The sequence below is a fragment of the Pseudomonas fulva genome (assembly GCF_023517795.1).
Classification (GTDB): domain Bacteria; phylum Pseudomonadota; class Gammaproteobacteria; order Pseudomonadales; family Pseudomonadaceae; genus Aquipseudomonas; species Aquipseudomonas fulva_D.
On record NZ_CP082928.1, the window covers coordinates 4,082,064 to 4,100,792 of the forward strand.

Consider the following 18,729-nt stretch of genomic DNA (forward strand, 5'->3'; position numbering starts at 1 on the left):
TCATGAACGGATACGGCAGCCTTTTTGAACGCCTGAACGGCGACGCGGACAAACGCGTCGCCTGGAGCCGCGAGGTTTCCATCATGGCGTCCGTGGCTGCCCATCTGGCCAAGATGCTCAGCACCCGGGCCGGCAGTGTGCAAACACTGTCCGACTACGGGTTGCCCGATCTCAACGACATGCGCCTGAGTCTGCACGACTCCCTTACCCAGGCACGCCTGGCGATAGAGCGCTTTATCGAGGCCTACGAGCCTCGGATGAGCAATGTGCGTGTCGTTTCCCTACCGCGTGACCATGACCGGCTTCGTCTGTCCTTCAGCATTGAAGGGCTATTGGAAGTCGATGGGTTCAAGCGGCAGGTCAGTTTCTCCGCACGCCTGGATGGCAGCGGTCAAGTGAAGGTCAAATAAGGAGAGTCCGATGTCCGGTAAGCCCGCAGCACGCCTGTCCGACCCCACCGCTTGCCCCAAGCCGGGCCACGGAACCAACCCGATTGCCGCCGGCTCCGGCGACGTGTTCTTCGACGGCCTCGCGGCCGCCCGCCAAGGCGACGCCTCGGCATGTGGTGGTGCGATGTCGGGCGGTTTGGCGACCACTGTACTGATCAACGGCAAGCCCGCCGCCACCGTTGATTCGGTGGGCACCCATGGCAATAAAGTCACGGCTGGCTCCGGGACGGTGATTATTGGCAATTCGCATTCGCCGGCGCCTTTTGTGCCGCCGTTGCCTTTGATTCTTCCTGGTTTTGATGAGCAGTTCGTATTGAGCGATACGTCGGGTGCGCCCATGGCCAACTCCCGATACTTGCTAGTGCGTGAGGATGGTTCCGAGGAGGAGGGCGTGACGAATGACCAAGGCCTTACTCACCGTGTTACTCGCCATAAGCAAGCGGAAAAGATCGACATTTACATTGCATCGAGAGACTGACCAATGGGAGCCGACATCAGAACCACCGCTAGCGGGAACTTTGTAAAAATCTCTACCGCACAAAGTACGCCGACTAAAGATCCTCAGCCAAAGGCCGTAGCCGTGGAGCATGGGCTCACTGTGTTTCTTGGTGGGGCAGGGATGGTGGGTGCTTATAACGATGACATGATAGCGGCTTTTACAGAAGTCGGCATCTCAAATGCTGTATACGGTAATTATTCTTCCCTGATCACCGGGATGGATAAGTATGTTCCTGATCTTGTTGATATGTTGAGTGATGCATCTTCAGTGGTTCTTTATAATCAGGATGAAAAAGATCCGGTTGTTTTGGAATATGGTGAGTTGCAGAAGTGTGAATACGGTAACGAGTATATAGAAAAGAAATACTTGTTCGGAATGGTTACGGTCAGAAGCTATAACGAAGTTGTGTGCACACCCACCAGTGATTTGATGGCGCTTAAAATCAGTCGCGATGTGAGCAAGAATAAGGCTACAGAGTTCCCCTTAAGTGTCTTGCAGGTTGCCAAGCCCATTCCAAAGATAGGTCAATTTAATATTGTGGGTTATTCGTGGGGGGCAGTGATTGCAGCACGAAGCGCAATTTATTATGCCCGCGCGGGAGTGAAGGTTGACCATCTGGTGCTAATAGGAGCACCGATAAATAAAAGTTTGAAAGAGGCAGTCACTTCGCATCCCAATATCGCGAGTACCACAATCATCGACTTGACGGATAAAGGAGATCCGATCTATGCGGGCCTTTCGGATGAGGAATTGATGAGGGCCTCTGTGGAATTAGGTAGACAGATGCTCAACGGTGGTGGGCATTTTTATTATTCGGGTGATAACGCGGAAGGAAAAGCTCGGCGCCGTGAACTAGCAAAACTTCTCTATGAAAAGGGGTTGCGTTAATTGATTCGTTGCTTTTATTTGGGCGTGGCGCTGCTCCTGATACTGATGTCTTTCACGCAGCCCCGTATTCAGCACGCTAGCTTGAGCTGGGAAAGGTTTTTCTTGCCAGCTAGCGTGTATGAGTTTTTGTTTTTGTTCTGCGTCGTTTTTTATATTCCAATGGTGGGTGTTGCATTTTATTATCTTTTCAAAGGTTTTTCTGCTTCTTTAGTGCAGCGTAGTTTGCGCTCAGGGTTGCCTGTTTTTTTTGTTGCGATAGTAGTGGCGATCTCGCTCTATTGCTTCAATGCGTGGGTGTTTCGTGAGCTTTTTTAGTTGCAGGTTGATTTGTGCGGAAAACGTTTACAGAGTAATTTTTATTTTAGAGTGCGCTGATTGTGCCGGTGATCCACATTATAGGCACTTATTATCTGAATTAGACACCCGCCTGAGAATGCGCTGACCAAACATGTTCACCAGCAAAACATCCTACATCTATATGGAAAGCTGACCTAAATGTCCTTCAACCACTACTATCAAAGCGAACTTACCGCGCTGCGTCAGCTCGGTCGCCGTTTCGCCGAGCGTAGTCCGGCGCTGGCGCCGTTCTTGGGGCAGGCCGGGCGGGATCCGGATGTGGAACGGTTGCTGGAAGGTTTCGCATTCCTGACCGGGCGCCTGCGCCAGAAACTCGATGACGAGTTGCCGGAGCTGAGCCACTCGCTGATGCAGTTGCTGTGGCCCAACTATATGCGGCCGCTGCCGGCGTTCAGCATTTTGCAATTCGATCCGCTCAAACGCTCCGGTCCGGCACTCAAGGTCGAGCGTGACACGCCAATCGAGAGCGTGCCGATCAATGACGTGCGCTGCCGTTTCCGTACCTGCTACCCGACCGAGGTAGTGGCGCTGGACCTGGCTGCATTGAACTACTCGGTGAAAGGCGACGGTGCATTGTTGAGCCTGCGCCTTGAGATGAGCGCCGACGGCCATCTTGGTGAGTTGGAACTGAGCAAGCTGCGCCTGCACTTTGCCGGAGAGCGTTACATCAGCCAGATGCTGTACCTGAGCCTGCTGCGCAATTTGGAAGGCATCGAACTGGTTCCGCTGGACGCTGCTGGGAAAGCTATCCAGGGCGCCAATGGCGTGCCGATGGCATTCAAGATGCCCGGCAACCGTGTACAGCCAGTGGGGTTTGCCGAGGAAGAGGCGTTGATCCCGTATCCACTGAATACCTTCCGTGGTTATCGCTACCTTCAGGAGTACTTCGCTTTCCAGGACAAGTTCCTGTTCGTCGATGTCGACGGTCTGGACATTCTCAAGGCACTGCCAGAAGACACGCTTAAACAGACTCGTGGCGTCGAACTGCGCTTCGATATTCGCAAGAGCGGTATCCAGCGCCTGCGGCCGACGCTGGATAACGTCAAACTGTTCTGCACCCCTATCGTCAATCTGTTCGAGCATGACGCGCTGCCGATCCGTCTCGATGGCAAGCAGGACGAATACCTGCTGCTGCCAGCCGAGTACGACCTGGAAAACTGCGGCGTGTTTTCCGTGGAAAGCGTTACTGGTTGGAAGCCAGGCGGCTTGGGTTACCAGCAATACGTGCCGTTCGAGTCTTTCGAGCATGACCCGAGTTTCGACGTACCGAACAGCCGGCCGCATTACAGCATCCGCCAGCGCTCGTCTCTGCTGCACAATGGCTTGGATACCTACCTGAGTTTCGGCATCCGTCACGCAGAAGCTCATGAAACCTTGTCCATCGAGCTGACGTGTACCAATCAGAATCTGCCACGCAAGCTCAAGCTCGGCGACATCTGCGTGGCGTGCGAGGAAACCCCGGAGTTTCTGAGTTTCCGCAATATCACGCCGGCTACATCGAGCTTCGCGCCGCCGCTGAACCGCGACTTTCTATGGAAGTTGATCAGCAACATGTCGCTCAACTACCTGTCGTTGGCCGACGTCAGTGCGCTGAAGGTGATTTTGGAGACCTACGACCTGCCGCGTTATTACGACCAGCACGCGGAGAAGGTCAGCAAGCGCCTGCTCGGCGGGCTCAAACACATCAAGCATCACCACGTGGATCGCTTGCATCGTGGCTTGCCCGTACGTGGTTTGCGCACCGAGTTGACGATCGACCCTGAGGGTTATATCGGTGAGGGCGATCTGTTCGTTTTCGCTTCCGTGCTCAACGAGTTTTTCGCGTTGTACGCCAGCCTGAACTCGTATCACGAGTTGCGGGTAAACAGCACACAGGGAGAGGTGTACCAATGGACACCACGTATGGGCCTGCAGCCCCTGCTTTGAGCGGGCTGGCACGAGGCATACGCGAGTACTCGCTGTTTCAGGCGGTATTGCTGGTTCTCGACCGGCTGCGCCAGGCACACCCGTACCTGAGCGAAGAAGAACTGTATGACCAGTTGGAGTTCCAGGCCAATCCGAGCCTGGGCTTCCCGAGCAGCGATGTTGATCGTGTCGAGTTTTTCGAAGAGCACGGGCGTATGCGGGCGCGTATGCGCTTCAACCTGATTGGCTTGGTCGGCTCGGGTTCGCCGTTGCCTGCGTTTTACGGTGAGCAGGCGTTGGGCGATAGCGAAGACGGCAATCCAACGCGCAATTTCCTGGATCTGTTCCATCACCGGCTACAACGCCTGATGCTGCCGATCTGGAAAAAGTATCGATATCGCGCAAGCTTCGAAAGCGGCGCCGTCGATCCTTTCTCGTCACATCTTTTTGGCCTGATTGGCCTCGGTGGCGAAGAGATTCGACGTGCCAAGGAGTTGAACTGGAAACGCCTGCTGCCTTATCTGGGCCTGCTCAGTCTTCGCGCGCATTCGGCAGCACTGATCGAGGCGGTGCTGCGCTATTACTTCAAACACGCGGAGCTGACCATCGAACAATGCATCGAGCGCCGCGTGGAAATTCTCGAGGAGCAGCGTAATCGTCTGGGGCGAGCCAATAGTCTGCTTGGCGAAGACCTCGTTCTCGGCGAACACGTACGCGACCGCAGCGGCAAATTCCGCATTCATATCCGTGAGCTCGACTGGCAGCGCTTTCATGAATTCCTGCCGATTGGTTTTGGCTACCAGCCGCTCTGCGCGCTGGTGCGATTCACGCTGCGCGACCCACTCGATTACGACATTCGCCTCGTGCTGCGTCAGGAAGAAATTCGTGAACTGCGCATCGGCGAGCAGAACGCATGCCGCCTAGGATGGACCAGTTGGCTCGGCCGCGAGAAAGCGGACGGCGTGGTGACGCTGGGCAGCAAAATTCATTAAGGACAGATGACCAATGATCAACGTAGACCTGCAACAACTTATCCAGGCCCTGGACGCTGAAACCCGACGTGATCTGGAGCGTTCGGCCGAGCGCTGCGTCGCTCGGGGTGGTAGCAAGATTCTCGTCGAAGACTTGCTGTTGGGCTTGCTGGAACGACAGAACGGGCTGTTGTCCCGCGCCCTGCAGGATGCTGACGTGGAAGCCGGTGAGCTGAGCGCCGCCTTGCAGACCCGGGTCGAGCACAGTGCTTCACGCAGCCCGGTGTTCGCGCCGGAACTGGTGCAATGGCTGCAGGATGCCCTGCTGGTGGCCAACCTCGAGCTCGGCCAGACCCAGGTCGAGGATGCCGCACTGATTCTCGCGCTGCTGCGCAACCCGATGCGCTACGCAGGCAGCCGTTATCAGCCGCTGCTTGCCAAGCTGAATATCGAGCGTTTGAAGGAGTTCGCCCTGTCGCAACAACCTCAGACCCAGGCCGACGGCAAGCCGGTTGCGCAGGGCGAGTCACTGCTTCAGCGCTTCACACACAACCTGACGCAACAAGCCCGCGATGGCAAACTTGACCCGGTGTTGTGCCGTGATGGCGCGATCCGGCAAATGGTCGACATCCTGGCGCGTCGTCGCAAGAACAACCCGATCGTGGTCGGTGAAGCCGGGGTTGGCAAGACCGCCATCGTCGAAGGCCTGGCCTCGCGCATAGCGGCCGGTGAAGTGCCGCAGGTGCTCAAGGGTGTAGAGTTGTTGTCGCTGGACATGGGCCTTCTGCAGGCTGGCGCCAGCGTCAAGGGTGAATTCGAGCGTCGTCTCAAAGGCGTTATCGACGAGGTCAAGGCTTCGCCGAAGCCGATCATCCTGTTCATCGACGAAGCCCACACCCTGATCGGCGCTGGCGGCAATGCCGGAGGCTCCGACGCAGCCAACCTCTTAAAACCAGCACTGGCACGCGGCGAGCTGCGCACCATCGCAGCCACTACCTGGGCTGAGTACAAGAAGTATTTCGAGAAAGACCCCGCGCTGGCTCGACGTTTCCAGCCGGTGCAATTGCACGAGCCGACGGTGAGTGAAGCAGTGACCATTCTTCGTGGCCTGGCGCAGGTGTACGAAAAGAGCCATGGCATCTACTTGCGCGATGACGCGGTAGTGTCGGCAGCTGAACTGTCGGCGCGCTACCTGGCCGGTCGGCAACTGCCGGACAAAGCTGTCGACGTGCTCGACACGGCCTGCGCCCGCGTGCGCATCAGCCTTGCCGCTGCGCCGGAAAGCCTCGAGCGTCTGCGTGGTGAACTGGCCGAAGGTGGCCGTCAGCGTCAGGCCCTGCGCCGCGATGCCGAAGCCGGTCTGCTGATCGATCACGAAGCGCTGCGCGCCCTGGAAGCGCGGCTGGACGAAGCCGAGACGGAAAGGGCCGCGCTGGAAACCCAGTGGACAGAACAGAAGCAACTGGCCGAGCGTCTACTGGAGCTGCGTCAGCAATTGGCCAGGGTTCGTGAAGCCGCAGCCGCCGAACCGACCGTCAGCGTCGAAGAGGACGCCGAAGGCACGGTGATCGAAACCCGCGTTGCCGAGGTTGAGCAAGGCCAGAGCGTCGAAGCGCTGGAAGCCGAGCTCCACGAAACCCACACGGCGCTTGTTGCCGCGCAGGTGAAAGAGCGTCTGGTCAGCTTCGAGGTCTGCCCGCGTCTGGTGGCTGAAGTGATTAGCGCCTGGACTGGCGTCCCGCTGTCGCAACTGGCCCGGGAGCACAATGCCAAGATCGCCAGCTTCGCGACCGACCTGCGTACGCGCATCCGTGGTCAGGAACAAGCTGTGCACGCACTGGATCGCTCCATGCGCGCCACCGCCGCGGGCCTGAACAAACCTGATGCGCCAGTCGGCGTATTTCTGCTGGTTGGCCCGAGCGGCGTCGGCAAAACCGAAACGGCTTTGGCACTCGCTGATCTGCTGTATGGCGGTGATCGCTTCATCACCAACATCAACATGTCCGAGTTCCAGGAGAAACATACCGTTTCGCGTCTGATCGGCGCGCCGCCGGGCTATGTGGGTTATGGCGAGGGCGGCATGCTGACGGAAGCCGTGCGGCAGAAACCGTATTCGGTAGTGCTCCTCGATGAGGTCGAGAAGGCCGATCCCGATGTGCTCAATCTGTTCTACCAGATCTTCGACAAGGGGGTCGCGAACGACGGCGAAGGACGCGAGATCGACTTTCGCAACACGCTGATCCTGATGACTTCCAACCTCGCCAGCGACCGCATCAGTGAGCTCTGTGCAGACGGCGCGCGGCCCACTGCCGAGGTGCTTGAGGAAACCATTCGCCCGGTGCTCAGCAAACACTTTAAACCTGCCCTGCTGGCGCGGATGAAAGTGGTGCCGTACTACCCGGTCGGCGGGCCGGTGCTGCGTGAGCTGATCGAAATCAAACTGGGCCGCCTGGGCGAGCGCCTGAAGCGTCGTCAGCTGGACTTTACCTGGTGCCAGAACCTGGTCGATCACCTGTCCGAACGCTGCACGCAAAGCGAAAGTGGCGCACGGCTCATCGATCACCTGCTGGATCAGCACGTTTTGCCGTTGGTGGCGGACCGTCTGCTCGACTCTATGGCCACCGGCGAAACTCTCGAACGCGTGCACGCCACACTTGATGGTGATGGCAGCGTAGCCTGCGAATTCGCCTGAGGTGGGCGCAATGTTTGCTCAAGTACCGCAACCGCTGGTTTATGCAGAGCGCCTTCTAGCGCAGTTCTCCGGCTTGTCACGTGCATCCGATGGTGCTGCGTTGCTGGGCGACTTCGTGCGGGGCTTGGCCGAGCTCAGCGGGTGCGAACTGGCTCAAGTGTATTTGCTCGATGCCACGCATACCCGCCTGGGTATGCAAGCCGAGTACCTCGACAGCCAATTGCAACCTCGCGAAGCCGATAGCCTGCCGGCGGATTATAACGGCGAGCAATTGTTGCAGTTCGCGCTTTGCCAGAACCGCGTGGTGTGTCTCGAGGAGTTGAATGGCAGCCTGCATGAAACCAGTTTCCTGCCACCCTCCACGACACAATGGCAGTCGCTGCTATGCGTACCTCTGATCAACCAGCAGAAAGCGGTCGAAGGCCTGTTGGTCTGCGCCAGTCGACGCAACAGCGCCTTGCAGATGTTTGCCGATTCGTTGGGCAAGCTGGGCTCGTTCGTACTGGTGCAGTTGCATCTTCTCCAGCGTTTGCGCCGGCCAGCAGGCGACGCACTACCTGCAGCTCACAGCTCACCAGCCGCCAGCGGCTATGGCCTGATAGGCAAGAGCACGGCCATGCGGCAAACCTATTCGCTGATCAGCAAGGTGTTGCACAGCCCCTATACCGTTTTGCTACGCGGCGAGACGGGAACCGGCAAGGAGGTCGTCGCAAGGGCGATACACGATTGTGGTCCACGGCGCTCGCGCGCGTTCATCGTGCAGAACTGTGCTGCATTCCCGGAGAGCCTCCTGGAGAGTGAGCTGTTCGGCTATCGCAAGGGGGCTTTCACTGGCGCCGAGCGTGACCGGGCAGGGCTTTTCGACGCAGCTGATGGCGGCACGCTGTTGCTCGACGAGATCGGTGATATGCCGCTTTCGCTGCAGGCCAAACTGCTGCGCGTATTGCAGGAGGGTGAGATCCGTCCGCTGGGTTCCAACGATACCCACAAGATCGACGTGAGGATCATTGCCGCCACCCACAGGGATCTGTCAGTGATGGTCAGCGAAGGCAAGTTCCGCGAAGACCTGTATTACCGGCTGGCGCAGTTTCCTATCGAGCTGCCAGCGTTGCGCCATCGCGAGGGCGACATTCTTGACCTGGCGCGGCATTTCGCCGAGAAGGCCTGTGCGTTCCTGCAGCGCGACCCGGTGCGCTGGTCAGATGCCGCGCTCGACCGCCTTTCCCAATACGCCTTCCCGGGTAACGTGCGTGAGCTCAAGGGGCTGGTCGAGCGCGCTGTTCTGCTCTGCGAAGGCGGCGAGTTGCTGGCCGAGCATTTTTCCCTGCGTGTAGATGCCGTGCCTGTCGACAGCAATCTCAGTTTGCGCGAGCGGCTGGAGCAGGTGGAGCGCAGCATGCTGCTCGATTGCCTGCGCAAGAACGACGGTAACCAAACCCTCTCGGCGCGAGAGCTAGGCCTGCCGAGGCGCACGCTGCTTTACCGACTGGGGCGTTTGAACATCAACCTGGGTGAACTCAATGGATAGCAGCGAGCGCCTGGGTTCACGTTTTGTATATACCAGCAATGCCACTGCGGAAAATCGGTGCATTTCGCTTACTTCTGGAGACCTCTGATGCCTGTTCGTCACTGGCAAGCTTTTCTTCTGAGCCTTTTCGTGCTGTGCGGTATTAGCGGCTGTAGCGGCAATTACAAATTCAACGACGACACCTATCGCCCACTGGGTGATCCGCAGGCGGTCAACCGCGGCAAGTGACCGCAAGGAGCATCATCATGGAGCTGGTTTTCGAAGTGTTGAACACCAAGCAGTTCGTCCCTGCCGAGCTGTGCCAGAAGACGTTCAAACAGGCAGGCGGTGTGATCGGGCGGGGAGAGGATTGCGACTGGATCATCCCGGATCGCAAGCGACATCTTTCCAACCATCACGCGGTGGTCAGCTATCGCGACGGTACCTTCTTTCTGACCGATACCAGCAGCAACGGTATTCAGGACGGTTCGAGCGGTGCCCGCCTACGTAAAGGCGAGGCGGTGCGCATCGAGCACGGCAGCGTATACGTACTGGGCGACTTCGAGGTTCGCGCGCGCCTGGTTCGCGATCCGGCTGCGTTCGACACCGAAGTGGGCCGGCCTCAAGCCGCCGGTAGCATCATTCCCGACGACGCATTTCTCGATCTGGATCCGCTCGCTGCGCTCGATCAGCAAGAGCGCGTCTATTCGGAGTTCGAGGAACTGATTTCGCCCGCTGCTGCCCCCGACGACACCCGCCAGCGAGCCGACTATGCACGTATCGACATGGAAAGCCTGTTGGTTCCCGAGCTGGTCGAGGCGCCGCCGAAGGCAGAGTCGGTTCCCCAGACGGCACCGCGCGAGCAGCAGTCCGAAGGCTTTTGGGAGAAGTTCGCAGCCGCACTTGGCGTGGACATCTCTGGCTACGACCAGGAGGCCAGAGAGTTGCTGGCGGTAAACGTTGCGCAGTTGCTCAAACAAAGCGTCGCTGGCTTGCAGCAGAGCTTGCGCACCCGCAGCGAGCTGAAAAACGAGTTGCGTCTGGCGCAGACCACGGCATTGGGGTCTCAGAAAAACCCGCTTAAGCTTGCCGGCGATGCCAGCGAGGCACTGGGCCTCTTGTTGCAGACGAATAAACCAGGGCAGCTCACCGCGCAGCAGGCTATATCGCGCTCGTTCCGTGATTTGCAGGCGCACCAGGTGGCCATGTTGATGGCGAGCCGGGCCGCTGTTCGCGGCACTCTGGAGCATTTCTCACCACAGCAGCTCACGCTGCGTTTCGAGCGTGACAACAAGCCACTGTTTGCCACCTCCGGCAGCCGCTGGAAAGCCTACGGGCGTTATCACCAGGCGTTGCGGCAAGACGATGACTGGAGTGAGCGTCTGTTGGCGCGTGACTTCGCACAGGCCTATGAAGAGCAGGTGCGCCTTATTTCCACCCTGGATTCTGACCGTCAAGGATGATGCACATGTTTTGTCGTTCGAACGCTTTAATCAAAACCTTGGCAGTGTTGGGCGCTGTCGTCGCACTGGCCGCCTGCTCGACACTGTCGCCGTACTCGCATGTCACCAAGCTCAACCTGACGCTGACGGCAAGTGACCAACTCAATCCCGACCTGAATGGGCGTCCGTCGCCAATCGTCGTGCGTCTGTATGAGCTCAAGCACCCGGTCGCCTTTGAGAACGCGGACTTCTTCAGCCTCTACGAACGTGCCAAGGAGTCCCTGGCGCCAGACATGGTGGCCACCGAGGAGCTCGAGCTGCGCCCAGGGCAAACAGTCGATCTCAAGCTCAGTGTCCAGGAGGGAAGTCGTTATGTCGGTGTAGTGGCGGCCTACCGGGATCTACCCGAGGCACGGTGGCGCTATACGGTGCAGGTCGCTCCGTTGCAGATTACCGATGCCGATCTGACCCTCGATCAGAATGGCATTCGCAACACCCATGCATCGATTGCCAAGGCAGGTAACTGAACGTGAACTTCCATAAAGTCATTTGGCAGGAAGGCATGCTGCTGCGCCCGCAGCACTTCCAACACAGTGATCGCTACTACGACCACCAGATGAAGACCCGCACTCAGCTGTTGGGTGCTTACACCTGGGGTTTCCTGAGCCTGGACATCGATCTGCAATTTCTCAATATGGGCAAGTTGGTGGTGAGCCAGGCTTCGGGCATTCTCCCGGATGGCAGCCTCTTCGAGCTGGGCGGCAACGTTGAGCCCCTGGCGCTCGATGTGCCGCCCAATACTGGTAATACACCTATCTATCTGGCGCTGCCCTTGGTGACGGGCAATCACATCGAGGCGCGTCGCCCGGAGCAGTCCGATGTCTTGGCGCGCTACACCGCCTACGAGGCAGAGGTCACCGACTCGAACGCTGGCGATGACTCTTCCAGCCAGGTCAGCTGTGGTCGCCCGGACTTCAGGCTTCTGCTCGGTGAGCAGCAAAGTGATCAGGCTTACGTGAAGCTGAAGCTGTGCGAGGTGCTCGATGCTACGCCTGATGGCGTCATCAGCCTCGACCCGGATTTCGTGCCGACCTACATCCAGGCTCATGCTTCCAGCTACCTGCTGTCATGCCTCAAAGAGGTCATCAGCATGCTCAGCCACCGGGGCGACACCATCGCCGAGCGGATTCGCTCCAATGGCAAGGTGGGCGGTGCGGAGGTCGGCGATTTCATGATGCTGCAGCTGATCAACCGGACCGAGTTGCTGCTGCGCCACTACCTGAACCTCGAACAGGTACACCCTGAAGAGCTGTACCGCACGCTGCTGACCATGCTCGGTGATCTGGCGACCTTCTCGAGCGATAGCAAGAGACCCCGTCTGGACAGCCGATACCAGCACAGCGACCAAGGGGCGAGCTTTCGCAAACTGATGGAGGCGATTCGTCAGGTCTTGTCGATGGTGCTGGAGCAGCATGCCATCGAACTGATCCTGCAAGCACGTCAATACGGCATTATCGTGTCGCCTCTGCACGATCACAAACTGCTGGGCTCTGCATCGTTCGTGCTGGCCGCCAGTGCCAATTGTGATTCGGAGGAGCTTCGTCATCGGCTCCCGGCACACCTGAAGGTCGGCCCGGTAGAGCGCATCCGCCAGTTGGTCAATCTGCATTTGCCGGGTATCAAGGTCAAACCCTTGCCGGTCGCTCCGCGGCAGATCGCATTCCACTCCAACAAAACCTATTTCATTCTCGAACTCAGTTCCGAAGACCTCGCACAACTCGAGCGCTCCGGTGGCTTCGCATTTCATGTATCTGGCGAATTCGCTGAGCTTGAACTGAAGTTCTGGGCCATAAGGAACTGACCGACATGATCAAGGACACGGATTACCACCAGGACGACAAGACCGTCCTGCTCGATCGTCAAGGGCAGCGGCCTGCCTCGAGCCCCCTGACCGACTTCGCCGCGCCGCCTCGTTTCGAGCAGCTGGAAGAGCGGATGATCTATGCCGCGCGCTTGCGCCCAGCCGAGGCGTTCAACGTCAGCCTCAACTCGCTCGTGGCTGCCGCTTCGGAGCTGTTATCCGAGGTGGTGCGCCTCAAGCACAGCGACAGTTATGAAGACCTCTATGCGCTCAATGAGCGGCTGACTTCTGGCTTGAAACTGTTCGAAGTACGTGCGCTGCACAATGGTGCCGAGAGTAGCCAGGTGATGGCTGCCCGGTACGTGCTGTGTACGGTGGTGGACGAAGCCGTCGTGACCACGCCCTGGGGTAATGAAAGCGAATGGTCGCAGATGAGTCTGCTGAGCAGTTTCCACAATGAAACCTTCGGCGGGGAGAAGTTCTTTCAGCTCCTTGATCGACTGTCGAAAAACCCGGTCAAGCACTTGCCCATGCTGGAACTGATGTACCTGTGCCTGTCCCTGGGCTTTGAGGGCAAATACCGGGTGCAGGCGCGTGGCATGCTCGAGCTCGAGGGTATCCGCGATGCGCTGTATCGCCAGATTCGACAGCTGCGCGGCGATGTACCGCGCGAGCTTTCGCCGCACTGGGAAGGTTTGAACGATCAACGCCGCAGTCTGGTACGCATCGTGCCGGCCTGGATGGTGGTGTTGTTCACCCTCGTTTGCCTGGTGGTGATGTATTCGGGTTTTGCCTGGGTATTGAGCGAGCAGCGAGACACCGTTCTGCAACCGTATCAGTCATTCGATCAAACCGCGACTCAGCCACAGTCGTAAACAGGGACGTGTAATGAAGAATTTTTTCAAGAAGGTCGGCGCGTTCTTGCGTAAGACTTGGGTATGGACGCTGCTGCTGGTGCTCTTCGTCGCACTGCTCGTATGGTTCGTTGGGCCTTTGCTGGCGGTCGATGACTACAAGTTCTGGGCCAGCTCCACTTCCCGTTTGTTGACCATCAGTGTGCTGTTCCTCGTCTGGGGGTTGGCCATGGTCTTCGTCAGCTGGCGAGCTGGCGTGCGCAAGAAGGCTGAAGAGGAAAGTGACGACGGCCAGGAGCGTATTCGTCGTGAAGAACTGATCGATGAAGAGCAAAAGGAGCTTAAGGAGCGCTTCAAAGAGGCGCTTAGCACGCTCAAGACATCGAGCTTGTATCGTGGCCGCAGCGAGCGCTGGCGCAGTGACTTGCCCTGGTACCTGCTGATCGGCCCGCAGGGCGGGGGCAAGACCAGCTTGCTGGACTTTTCTGGCCTTGAGTTTCCGATCAACAAGATCGACCGCAAGCTCACCCGCGACACCCTGGGCACCCGGCACTGTGACTGGTATTTCGCCGACCATGGCGTGCTGATCGATACCGCCGGCCGCTATCTGACCCAACCGGATGCCGAAGTCGACGGCAATGCCTGGAGCACATTGCTCAACCTGCTTCGCAAGCGTCGTCGTAATCGACCGTTGAACGGCGTGCTGGTGACCATTCCGGTCGAGACCCTGCTGCATGATAGCGAGCAACAGCTCGAGATTCTGGCCCGACAAGTGCGTGCGCGCCTGCAGGACGTCCACCAGAAGCTGCATGTCGATGTGCCGGTGTATCTGGTCTTGAGCAAGGCGGACAGCCTGCTGGGCTTCGATGAGTTCTTCGATCAACTGACCCGTGAAGAAAGCGACCAGGTGCTTGGCACCAGCTTTCGCAAAGAGCAGGTCGGCACCGACGTGGCGGTGCTGCGCAACGAGTTCGAAGAGCTGCTGCGCCGCCTCAACAGCCAAGTGATCATGCGCATGCACCAGGAGCGTGATACCCAGCGCCGCGGCCGCATTCTCGACTTCCCCCATCAATTGGGGCAGATCGGCGAGCGCCTCTGCCTGTTCGTCGATATGGCGTTCACCGGTAACCGCTACCAGCGTGCCAGCCAGCTGCGCGGCTTCTACCTGACCAGCGCACCCCATCTGACCGGCGAAATGGATGCCACAGCTGCCAGCATTGGTGCCAATCTGGGCATGAGCGCCGGCGTACTGCCAACCCTGCGCAGCGGCCGCTCACGGTTCATTCATCACTTGCTAAGCCGGGTCATCTTTCCCGAAGCCGATCTCGCAGGCCTGGACAAGCGCGAGCGCAACCGTATCCATTGGGGCCAGCGTGCCTTGTACGTGGGCGCGCTTTCGGCCCTGGCGTTGTTCGGCGTGCTTTGGGCCACCGGCTTTTCGGCCAATTACGAACGACTGGAAAGCCTGCGCGCCTTGGCTCAAACCTGGACTCAGCAGCGTTCGGCCTTGAGCAGTCGTGATGATGCGATGGCCGCGCTCAAGGTGCTCGATACCAGCTACGCTGCGACCCAGGTCTTTCCGAAGACAGGCGACGTGAGTTACCACGAGCGGGGTGGCCTGTATCAGGGCGAACAGGTCAAGCCGGTAGTGGCGGCGGCCTATGAGCGTCAGCTCGAAGAGCAGTTGCTACCGCGGGTTGCCGGGATGCTGGAGGCTCAGGTCAGGGCCAATACCAAGGATCGTGACCGTCTGCTCAACAGTTTGCGCGCCTACCTGATGCTGAACATGAAGGACCGTCGTGACGTGCAGTGGCTCAAGGACTGGGTCGCGGCTGACTGGTCTCAGCGTTACATCGGCAATACCGCTGTGCAGAACGGTTTGAACGCTCACTTCGAGCGTCTGCTCAAGCAACCGTTCGTATACCCCCTGAACGAGCAACTGGTGGCTCAGGCACGTCAGATATTGCGTAGCGAGTCCCTGGCCAACGTGGTTTACCGGATGCTGCGCGAGCAGGCTCGCACCTTGCCCGAGTACCGTCTGGATCAGCATCTCGGCCCGCAAGGCTCGCTCTTCTTTGGCGCTAACTACGTCATTCCGGGCTTCTACACCCAGCAGGGCTACCAGCAGTATTTCGCTGTGCAGGGCTCGATGCTGGTCACCGATATCCTGCGTGACAACTGGGTGTTGGGGGAGGGCGCGGACCTTAGCGTGATGGATATGCGGCGCTTGATGGTCGAACTCGAGCAGTTGTATTTCCGTGATTACGCCAACTACTGGAGCGAAGCCCTGGGCCAGATTGGCCTGCTGGCGGCCAATGATTTCGCGGAGGGCGCTGAGCAGCTCGCCGGCCTTACCTCGGCCAACTCGCCGATTCTTCAGTTGCTGGTCGAGGTGAGGGAAAACACCCGCTTTCCTACCATCGCCGACGCAGCAGAGGGTGCTGCAGAGGCTGCAGGGCAGTTGGCGGAGCAGAACGGCAAACTTGGAAAGCTGGCCAATGCCGTTGCCGACAAAGCGTCCGACAGCGTGGCGAAAAATCTGCCAGATACGTCGAGAAAGTCGTTGCAGAGCCGTTTCGAGCCGTTGCATCGCTTGCTTGACGATAACAACGGGCCGACCGCTGACCTGAGTTCAGCAATGGCGGCGCTCAACGATCTGCAGATGCAGGTGGCCAGCTTGGCTCGTGCCAGCGCGCCAGAGCAGGCAGCGTTCGAAATGGCCAAGAATCGCATGGGAGGGCAGCGCGATGCGCTGAGCGCTCTGCGTAGCTCCGCCGGTCGCCTGCCGCGGCCCGTGGGAGGATGGTTCAACGTGCTGGCCGAAGACACCTGGCGGCTGGTGCTCAGCGATTCCTACCAATACCTGAACCAGCGTTATCAGAGCGAGCTGTATAGCTTCTACGGGAAGGCGATCCGCCAGCGCTATCCCTTCGACGCCCATAGCGCGAGTGATGTGGCAATCGCGGATTTCCGTGAGTTCTTCAAGGCTCAGGGGATCTTCGATCGCTTCTTCGACAGTTACATGCGCCCATTCGTCAATGGCGACTCGGGCAATTACCGCATGCGTAGCGTCGATGGCTACAGCCTGCCCATCTCCAGGACGTACCTCGACCAGATGGCGGCAGCGCAGACTATTCGCCAGAGCTTCTTTGCCGACAACCCTGCCGAACCTCAGGTGCAGTTCAAGCTCGAGCCTTACACGCTGGATTCGGCTGTCAGCCGCTCCGAATTCAAGCTCGGCGACAAGACCATGGAGTATCGCCATGGCCCGATCGTACCGATGGCGTTCAAATGGCCGACCGATGCCGAGGGCGGGCGTACCAGCCTGGTGCTCGACAGAATGGTCGGTCGACCTTTGGGTATCGAGAAGAACACAGGCCCCTGGTCACTGTTCAGGCTGTTCGATCTGATGGAAACCGAGTACCTCACGGGCCGCGATGTGCTGGTGCTCAAGGCCGATGTGGGCGGCATGCGCGCCAACTACCTGCTGACCAGCCAGCGTGCGCCGAATCCATTCGACATGAGTGCGCTGCGTAGCTTCCGTATGCCGGTGCAGCTCTGATGCTGGTGGCCAGCCCTTGGCGTAGCGCCGCGCGAACCGATACGGGAAAGGTTCGCGCGCGCAACGAAGATGCTTTTCTCGATTGCCCTCAAGATGGTTTGTGGGTGGTCGCCGATGGCATGGGCGGCTATCAGGGCGGCGACGTCGCCAGCCAGCTGATCGTCGCCAGCCTGGCGGCGCTCCCGGTCGAGCAGAGCTTCGACGAGCGACTCACGGCGATTCGCCAATGCCTGCACTGGCTCAATCGCCGCTTGTCCCAGGAGTTGACCATCGTCGCTGAACGCCCCGACAACATCATCGGCAGCACCGTGGTGGTGTTGCTGGTGGAGGGCAGCCGCGGCGCCTGTATCTGGGCCGGCGACAGTCGTTGCTACCTGTGGCGTGGCCAGCGGTTGTATCAGTTGTCCAAGGATCACTCGCTGCAACAGCAATTGATTGATGAGCAGCAGCTGAGCCTAGCCGAAGCTAGGATTCACCCGGCGGCTCACGCATTGACCCGAGCGGTTGGTGCGGCCGAGCACCTGACCCTCGATGTACTGGAGTTCGAGGTTCACCCAGGCGATGCCTATTTACTGTGCAGTGATGGGCTTTACAACGGTATAAGCGGTGACGAGCTGGGCAACGCGCTTAGCCTAGCGCTGCCCCATATCGCGCTGGAACGCTTGTTCGATGGTGCTCTGCGCGGTTCTGCCCGGGATAACCTGACGGCGGTGGTGATCCGCCAATGAACGAGCTGCTGCGCGTTGCCGACGAGCTACCGGTGCATGAAGAGCAGGATCGCGATCTGACGTATTTCGCTTTCGCCAAAGCAGCGCAGGCCCCGTCGTCTGCTAGTCGAGCCAGCCTGGCGGCAATGCCTGAAGTACTGGGCGGCCGGTATCGCATCGAGCGCTTGCTGGGTGCCGGAGGCATGGGCCTGGTTTACCGTGCTCGCGATCTGCTCACCGAGCAATTCGGCGACCCTGAGCCTTACATCGCATTGAAAATTCTCGGCGAAGAGTTTGCCGAGTCACCCGACGCGAGCGCTCTGTTGTATAGCGAGTTTGCGCTGGTGCGGCAGCTGCGCCACGACAATGTGCTACGCGCGCATACCTTCGAAGTGGACACGGACTGCCAGCGGGCCTTTTTCACCATGGAACTCATGCATGGTTTGACACTGGATAAGCTGCTCTGTGAACGGCCTCTGGGTATTGCCTGGCAAGAGCTGTGCACAATTGCGCTGCCGATGCTCGATGCATTGGCACACGCTCATGCACAAGGTGTACTGCACGGCGATATGAAACCGAGCAACGTCATGGTCAGTGAGGAGGGCATTCGCTTGTTCGACTTCGGCCTTGGGCAGGCAGACGAGCGCGTACTGCCTGGCTTGCCGCATGTGAGCCGCGAACGTTTCAATGCCTGGACCCCAGGCTACGCCGCGCCGGAGCTGCTGGACGGTGAGCCGCTGACGACCAGGGCCGATATTTACGGCGTCGCCTGTGTGATCTACGAGTTGGCGGGCGGTAAGCACCCGTTTCGCCGCCTACCTTCAAATCAGGCGCGTGATGCACAACTCGAAGGTGAGCTGCATGCTCCCATGCACCTGCCAAGGCGCTGCTGGCCGGCGCTCAAGACTGCACTGACCTTCGACCCTGCGCAGCGCACCATCACTGCCCAGGAACTGCGTGATGCATTGGACGCTCCGCCGTCCTGGCTGAAACGCCTGACAGGCCAGCACAACGGATGACAACCGAACAGGGAGT

15 protein-coding genes are annotated in these 18,729 nt (G+C 59.0%); all 15 read left to right on the plus strand.

Annotation, left to right across the window (positions count from 1 at the left end):
- The first annotated feature begins 2 nt into the window (after nucleotides 1-2).
- The 15 genes from tssE to K8U54_RS18845 all read left to right on the plus strand — a co-directional run bounded on the left by tssE (nucleotide 3) and on the right by K8U54_RS18845 (nucleotide 18,713).
- Nucleotides 3-410 (plus strand): type VI secretion system baseplate subunit TssE, encoded by a 408-nt coding sequence (tssE, locus tag K8U54_RS18775; protein ID WP_249907236.1) that lies wholly within the window; start codon nucleotides 3-5, stop codon nucleotides 408-410.
- A gap of 10 nt (nucleotides 411-420) precedes the next feature.
- Nucleotides 421-927 carry a PAAR domain-containing protein gene (locus K8U54_RS18780; protein WP_249907237.1) on the plus strand — a complete coding sequence of 169 codons (507 nt, stop codon included), beginning with the start codon at nucleotides 421-423 and terminating at the stop codon, nucleotides 925-927.
- Nucleotides 928-930: 3 nt separating this feature from the next.
- On the plus strand, nucleotides 931-1,836 hold the full coding sequence (locus tag K8U54_RS18785; RefSeq protein ID WP_249907238.1) for an alpha/beta hydrolase: 906 nt from the start codon (nucleotides 931-933) through the stop codon (nucleotides 1,834-1,836).
- 495 nt (nucleotides 1,837-2,331) lie between these two features.
- Nucleotides 2,332-4,119: a type VI secretion system baseplate subunit TssF gene (gene tssF / locus K8U54_RS18790; RefSeq protein WP_249907239.1), complete on the plus strand. Its 1,788-nt coding sequence runs from the start codon at nucleotides 2,332-2,334 to the stop codon at nucleotides 4,117-4,119.
- Nucleotides 4,083-5,090 (plus strand): type VI secretion system baseplate subunit TssG, encoded by a 1,008-nt coding sequence (gene tssG / locus K8U54_RS18795; RefSeq protein WP_249907240.1) that lies wholly within the window; start codon nucleotides 4,083-4,085, stop codon nucleotides 5,088-5,090. The genes tssF and tssG overlap by 37 nt, the downstream gene beginning before the upstream one ends.
- 13 nt (nucleotides 5,091-5,103) lie before the next feature.
- Nucleotides 5,104-7,761: a type VI secretion system ATPase TssH gene (gene tssH / locus K8U54_RS18800; RefSeq protein ID WP_249907241.1), complete on the plus strand. Its 2,658-nt coding sequence runs from the start codon at nucleotides 5,104-5,106 to the stop codon at nucleotides 7,759-7,761.
- A gap of 10 nt (nucleotides 7,762-7,771) precedes the next feature.
- Nucleotides 7,772-9,289, plus strand: a complete 1,518-nt coding sequence (locus K8U54_RS18805) for a sigma-54 interaction domain-containing protein (RefSeq protein ID WP_249907242.1) — start codon at nucleotides 7,772-7,774, stop codon at nucleotides 9,287-9,289.
- Between the two features lie 87 nt (nucleotides 9,290-9,376).
- Complete coding sequence (locus tag K8U54_RS18810) at nucleotides 9,377-9,517, plus strand: type VI secretion protein (RefSeq protein WP_249907243.1); 141 nt, start codon at nucleotides 9,377-9,379, stop codon at nucleotides 9,515-9,517.
- Between the two features lie 17 nt (nucleotides 9,518-9,534).
- Nucleotides 9,535-10,731: a type VI secretion system-associated FHA domain protein TagH gene (gene tagH, locus K8U54_RS18815; RefSeq protein ID WP_249907244.1), complete on the plus strand. Its 1,197-nt coding sequence runs from the start codon at nucleotides 9,535-9,537 to the stop codon at nucleotides 10,729-10,731.
- 5 nt (nucleotides 10,732-10,736) lie between these two features.
- A complete protein-coding gene (gene tssJ, locus K8U54_RS18820; protein WP_249907245.1) occupies nucleotides 10,737-11,237 on the plus strand; it encodes a type VI secretion system lipoprotein TssJ in 501 nt (166 codons plus the stop codon).
- Nucleotides 11,238-11,239: 2 nt separating this feature from the next.
- Entirely contained in the window at nucleotides 11,240-12,571 is a 1,332-nt protein-coding gene (tssK, locus tag K8U54_RS18825) for a type VI secretion system baseplate subunit TssK (protein WP_249907246.1), read from the plus strand.
- Nucleotides 12,572-12,576: 5 nt separating this feature from the next.
- Complete coding sequence (icmH, locus tag K8U54_RS18830) at nucleotides 12,577-13,446, plus strand: type IVB secretion system protein IcmH/DotU (RefSeq protein WP_249907247.1); 870 nt, start codon at nucleotides 12,577-12,579, stop codon at nucleotides 13,444-13,446.
- Nucleotides 13,447-13,459: 13 nt separating this feature from the next.
- A complete protein-coding gene (gene tssM, locus K8U54_RS18835; RefSeq protein ID WP_249907248.1) occupies nucleotides 13,460-16,987 on the plus strand; it encodes a type VI secretion system membrane subunit TssM in 3,528 nt (1,175 codons plus the stop codon).
- Nucleotides 16,987-17,715 (plus strand): PP2C family protein-serine/threonine phosphatase, encoded by a 729-nt coding sequence (locus tag K8U54_RS18840; RefSeq protein WP_249907249.1) that lies wholly within the window; start codon nucleotides 16,987-16,989, stop codon nucleotides 17,713-17,715. The genes tssM and K8U54_RS18840 overlap by 1 nt, the downstream gene beginning before the upstream one ends.
- The gene (locus tag K8U54_RS18845) at nucleotides 17,712-18,713 is read left to right on the plus strand and encodes a serine/threonine-protein kinase (RefSeq protein WP_249907250.1); all 1,002 of its coding nucleotides are present in this window, start codon (nucleotides 17,712-17,714) and stop codon (nucleotides 18,711-18,713) included. The genes K8U54_RS18840 and K8U54_RS18845 overlap by 4 nt, the downstream gene beginning before the upstream one ends.
- Nucleotides 18,714-18,729 lie beyond the last annotated feature (16 nt).

Excerpts from the sequence above, each read along its gene's own strand:
- tssM (WP_249907248.1), top strand. The coding sequence starts at position 13,460 with ATGAAGAATTTTTTCAAGAAGGTCGGCGCGTTCTTGCGTAAGACTTGG.
- K8U54_RS18780 (WP_249907237.1), top strand. The coding sequence starts at position 421 with ATGTCCGGTAAGCCCGCAGCACGCCTGTCCGACCCCACCGCTTGCCCC.
- K8U54_RS18845 (WP_249907250.1), top strand. The coding sequence starts at position 17,712 with ATGAACGAGCTGCTGCGCGTTGCCGACGAGCTACCGGTGCATGAAGAG.
- K8U54_RS18840 (WP_249907249.1), top strand. The coding sequence starts at position 16,987 with ATGCTGGTGGCCAGCCCTTGGCGTAGCGCCGCGCGAACCGATACGGGA.
- icmH (WP_249907247.1), top strand. The coding sequence starts at position 12,577 with ATGATCAAGGACACGGATTACCACCAGGACGACAAGACCGTCCTGCTC.
- tssG (WP_249907240.1), top strand. The coding sequence starts at position 4,083 with ATGGACACCACGTATGGGCCTGCAGCCCCTGCTTTGAGCGGGCTGGCA.
- tssJ (WP_249907245.1), top strand. The coding sequence starts at position 10,737 with ATGTTTTGTCGTTCGAACGCTTTAATCAAAACCTTGGCAGTGTTGGGC.
- K8U54_RS18810 (WP_249907243.1), top strand. The coding sequence starts at position 9,377 with ATGCCTGTTCGTCACTGGCAAGCTTTTCTTCTGAGCCTTTTCGTGCTG.
- tssF (WP_249907239.1), top strand. The coding sequence starts at position 2,332 with ATGTCCTTCAACCACTACTATCAAAGCGAACTTACCGCGCTGCGTCAG.
- tagH (WP_249907244.1), top strand. The coding sequence starts at position 9,535 with ATGGAGCTGGTTTTCGAAGTGTTGAACACCAAGCAGTTCGTCCCTGCC.
- tssH (WP_249907241.1), top strand. The coding sequence starts at position 5,104 with ATGATCAACGTAGACCTGCAACAACTTATCCAGGCCCTGGACGCTGAA.
- K8U54_RS18785 (WP_249907238.1), top strand. The coding sequence starts at position 931 with ATGGGAGCCGACATCAGAACCACCGCTAGCGGGAACTTTGTAAAAATC.
- K8U54_RS18805 (WP_249907242.1), top strand. The coding sequence starts at position 7,772 with ATGTTTGCTCAAGTACCGCAACCGCTGGTTTATGCAGAGCGCCTTCTA.
- tssE (WP_249907236.1), top strand. The coding sequence starts at position 3 with ATGAACGGATACGGCAGCCTTTTTGAACGCCTGAACGGCGACGCGGAC.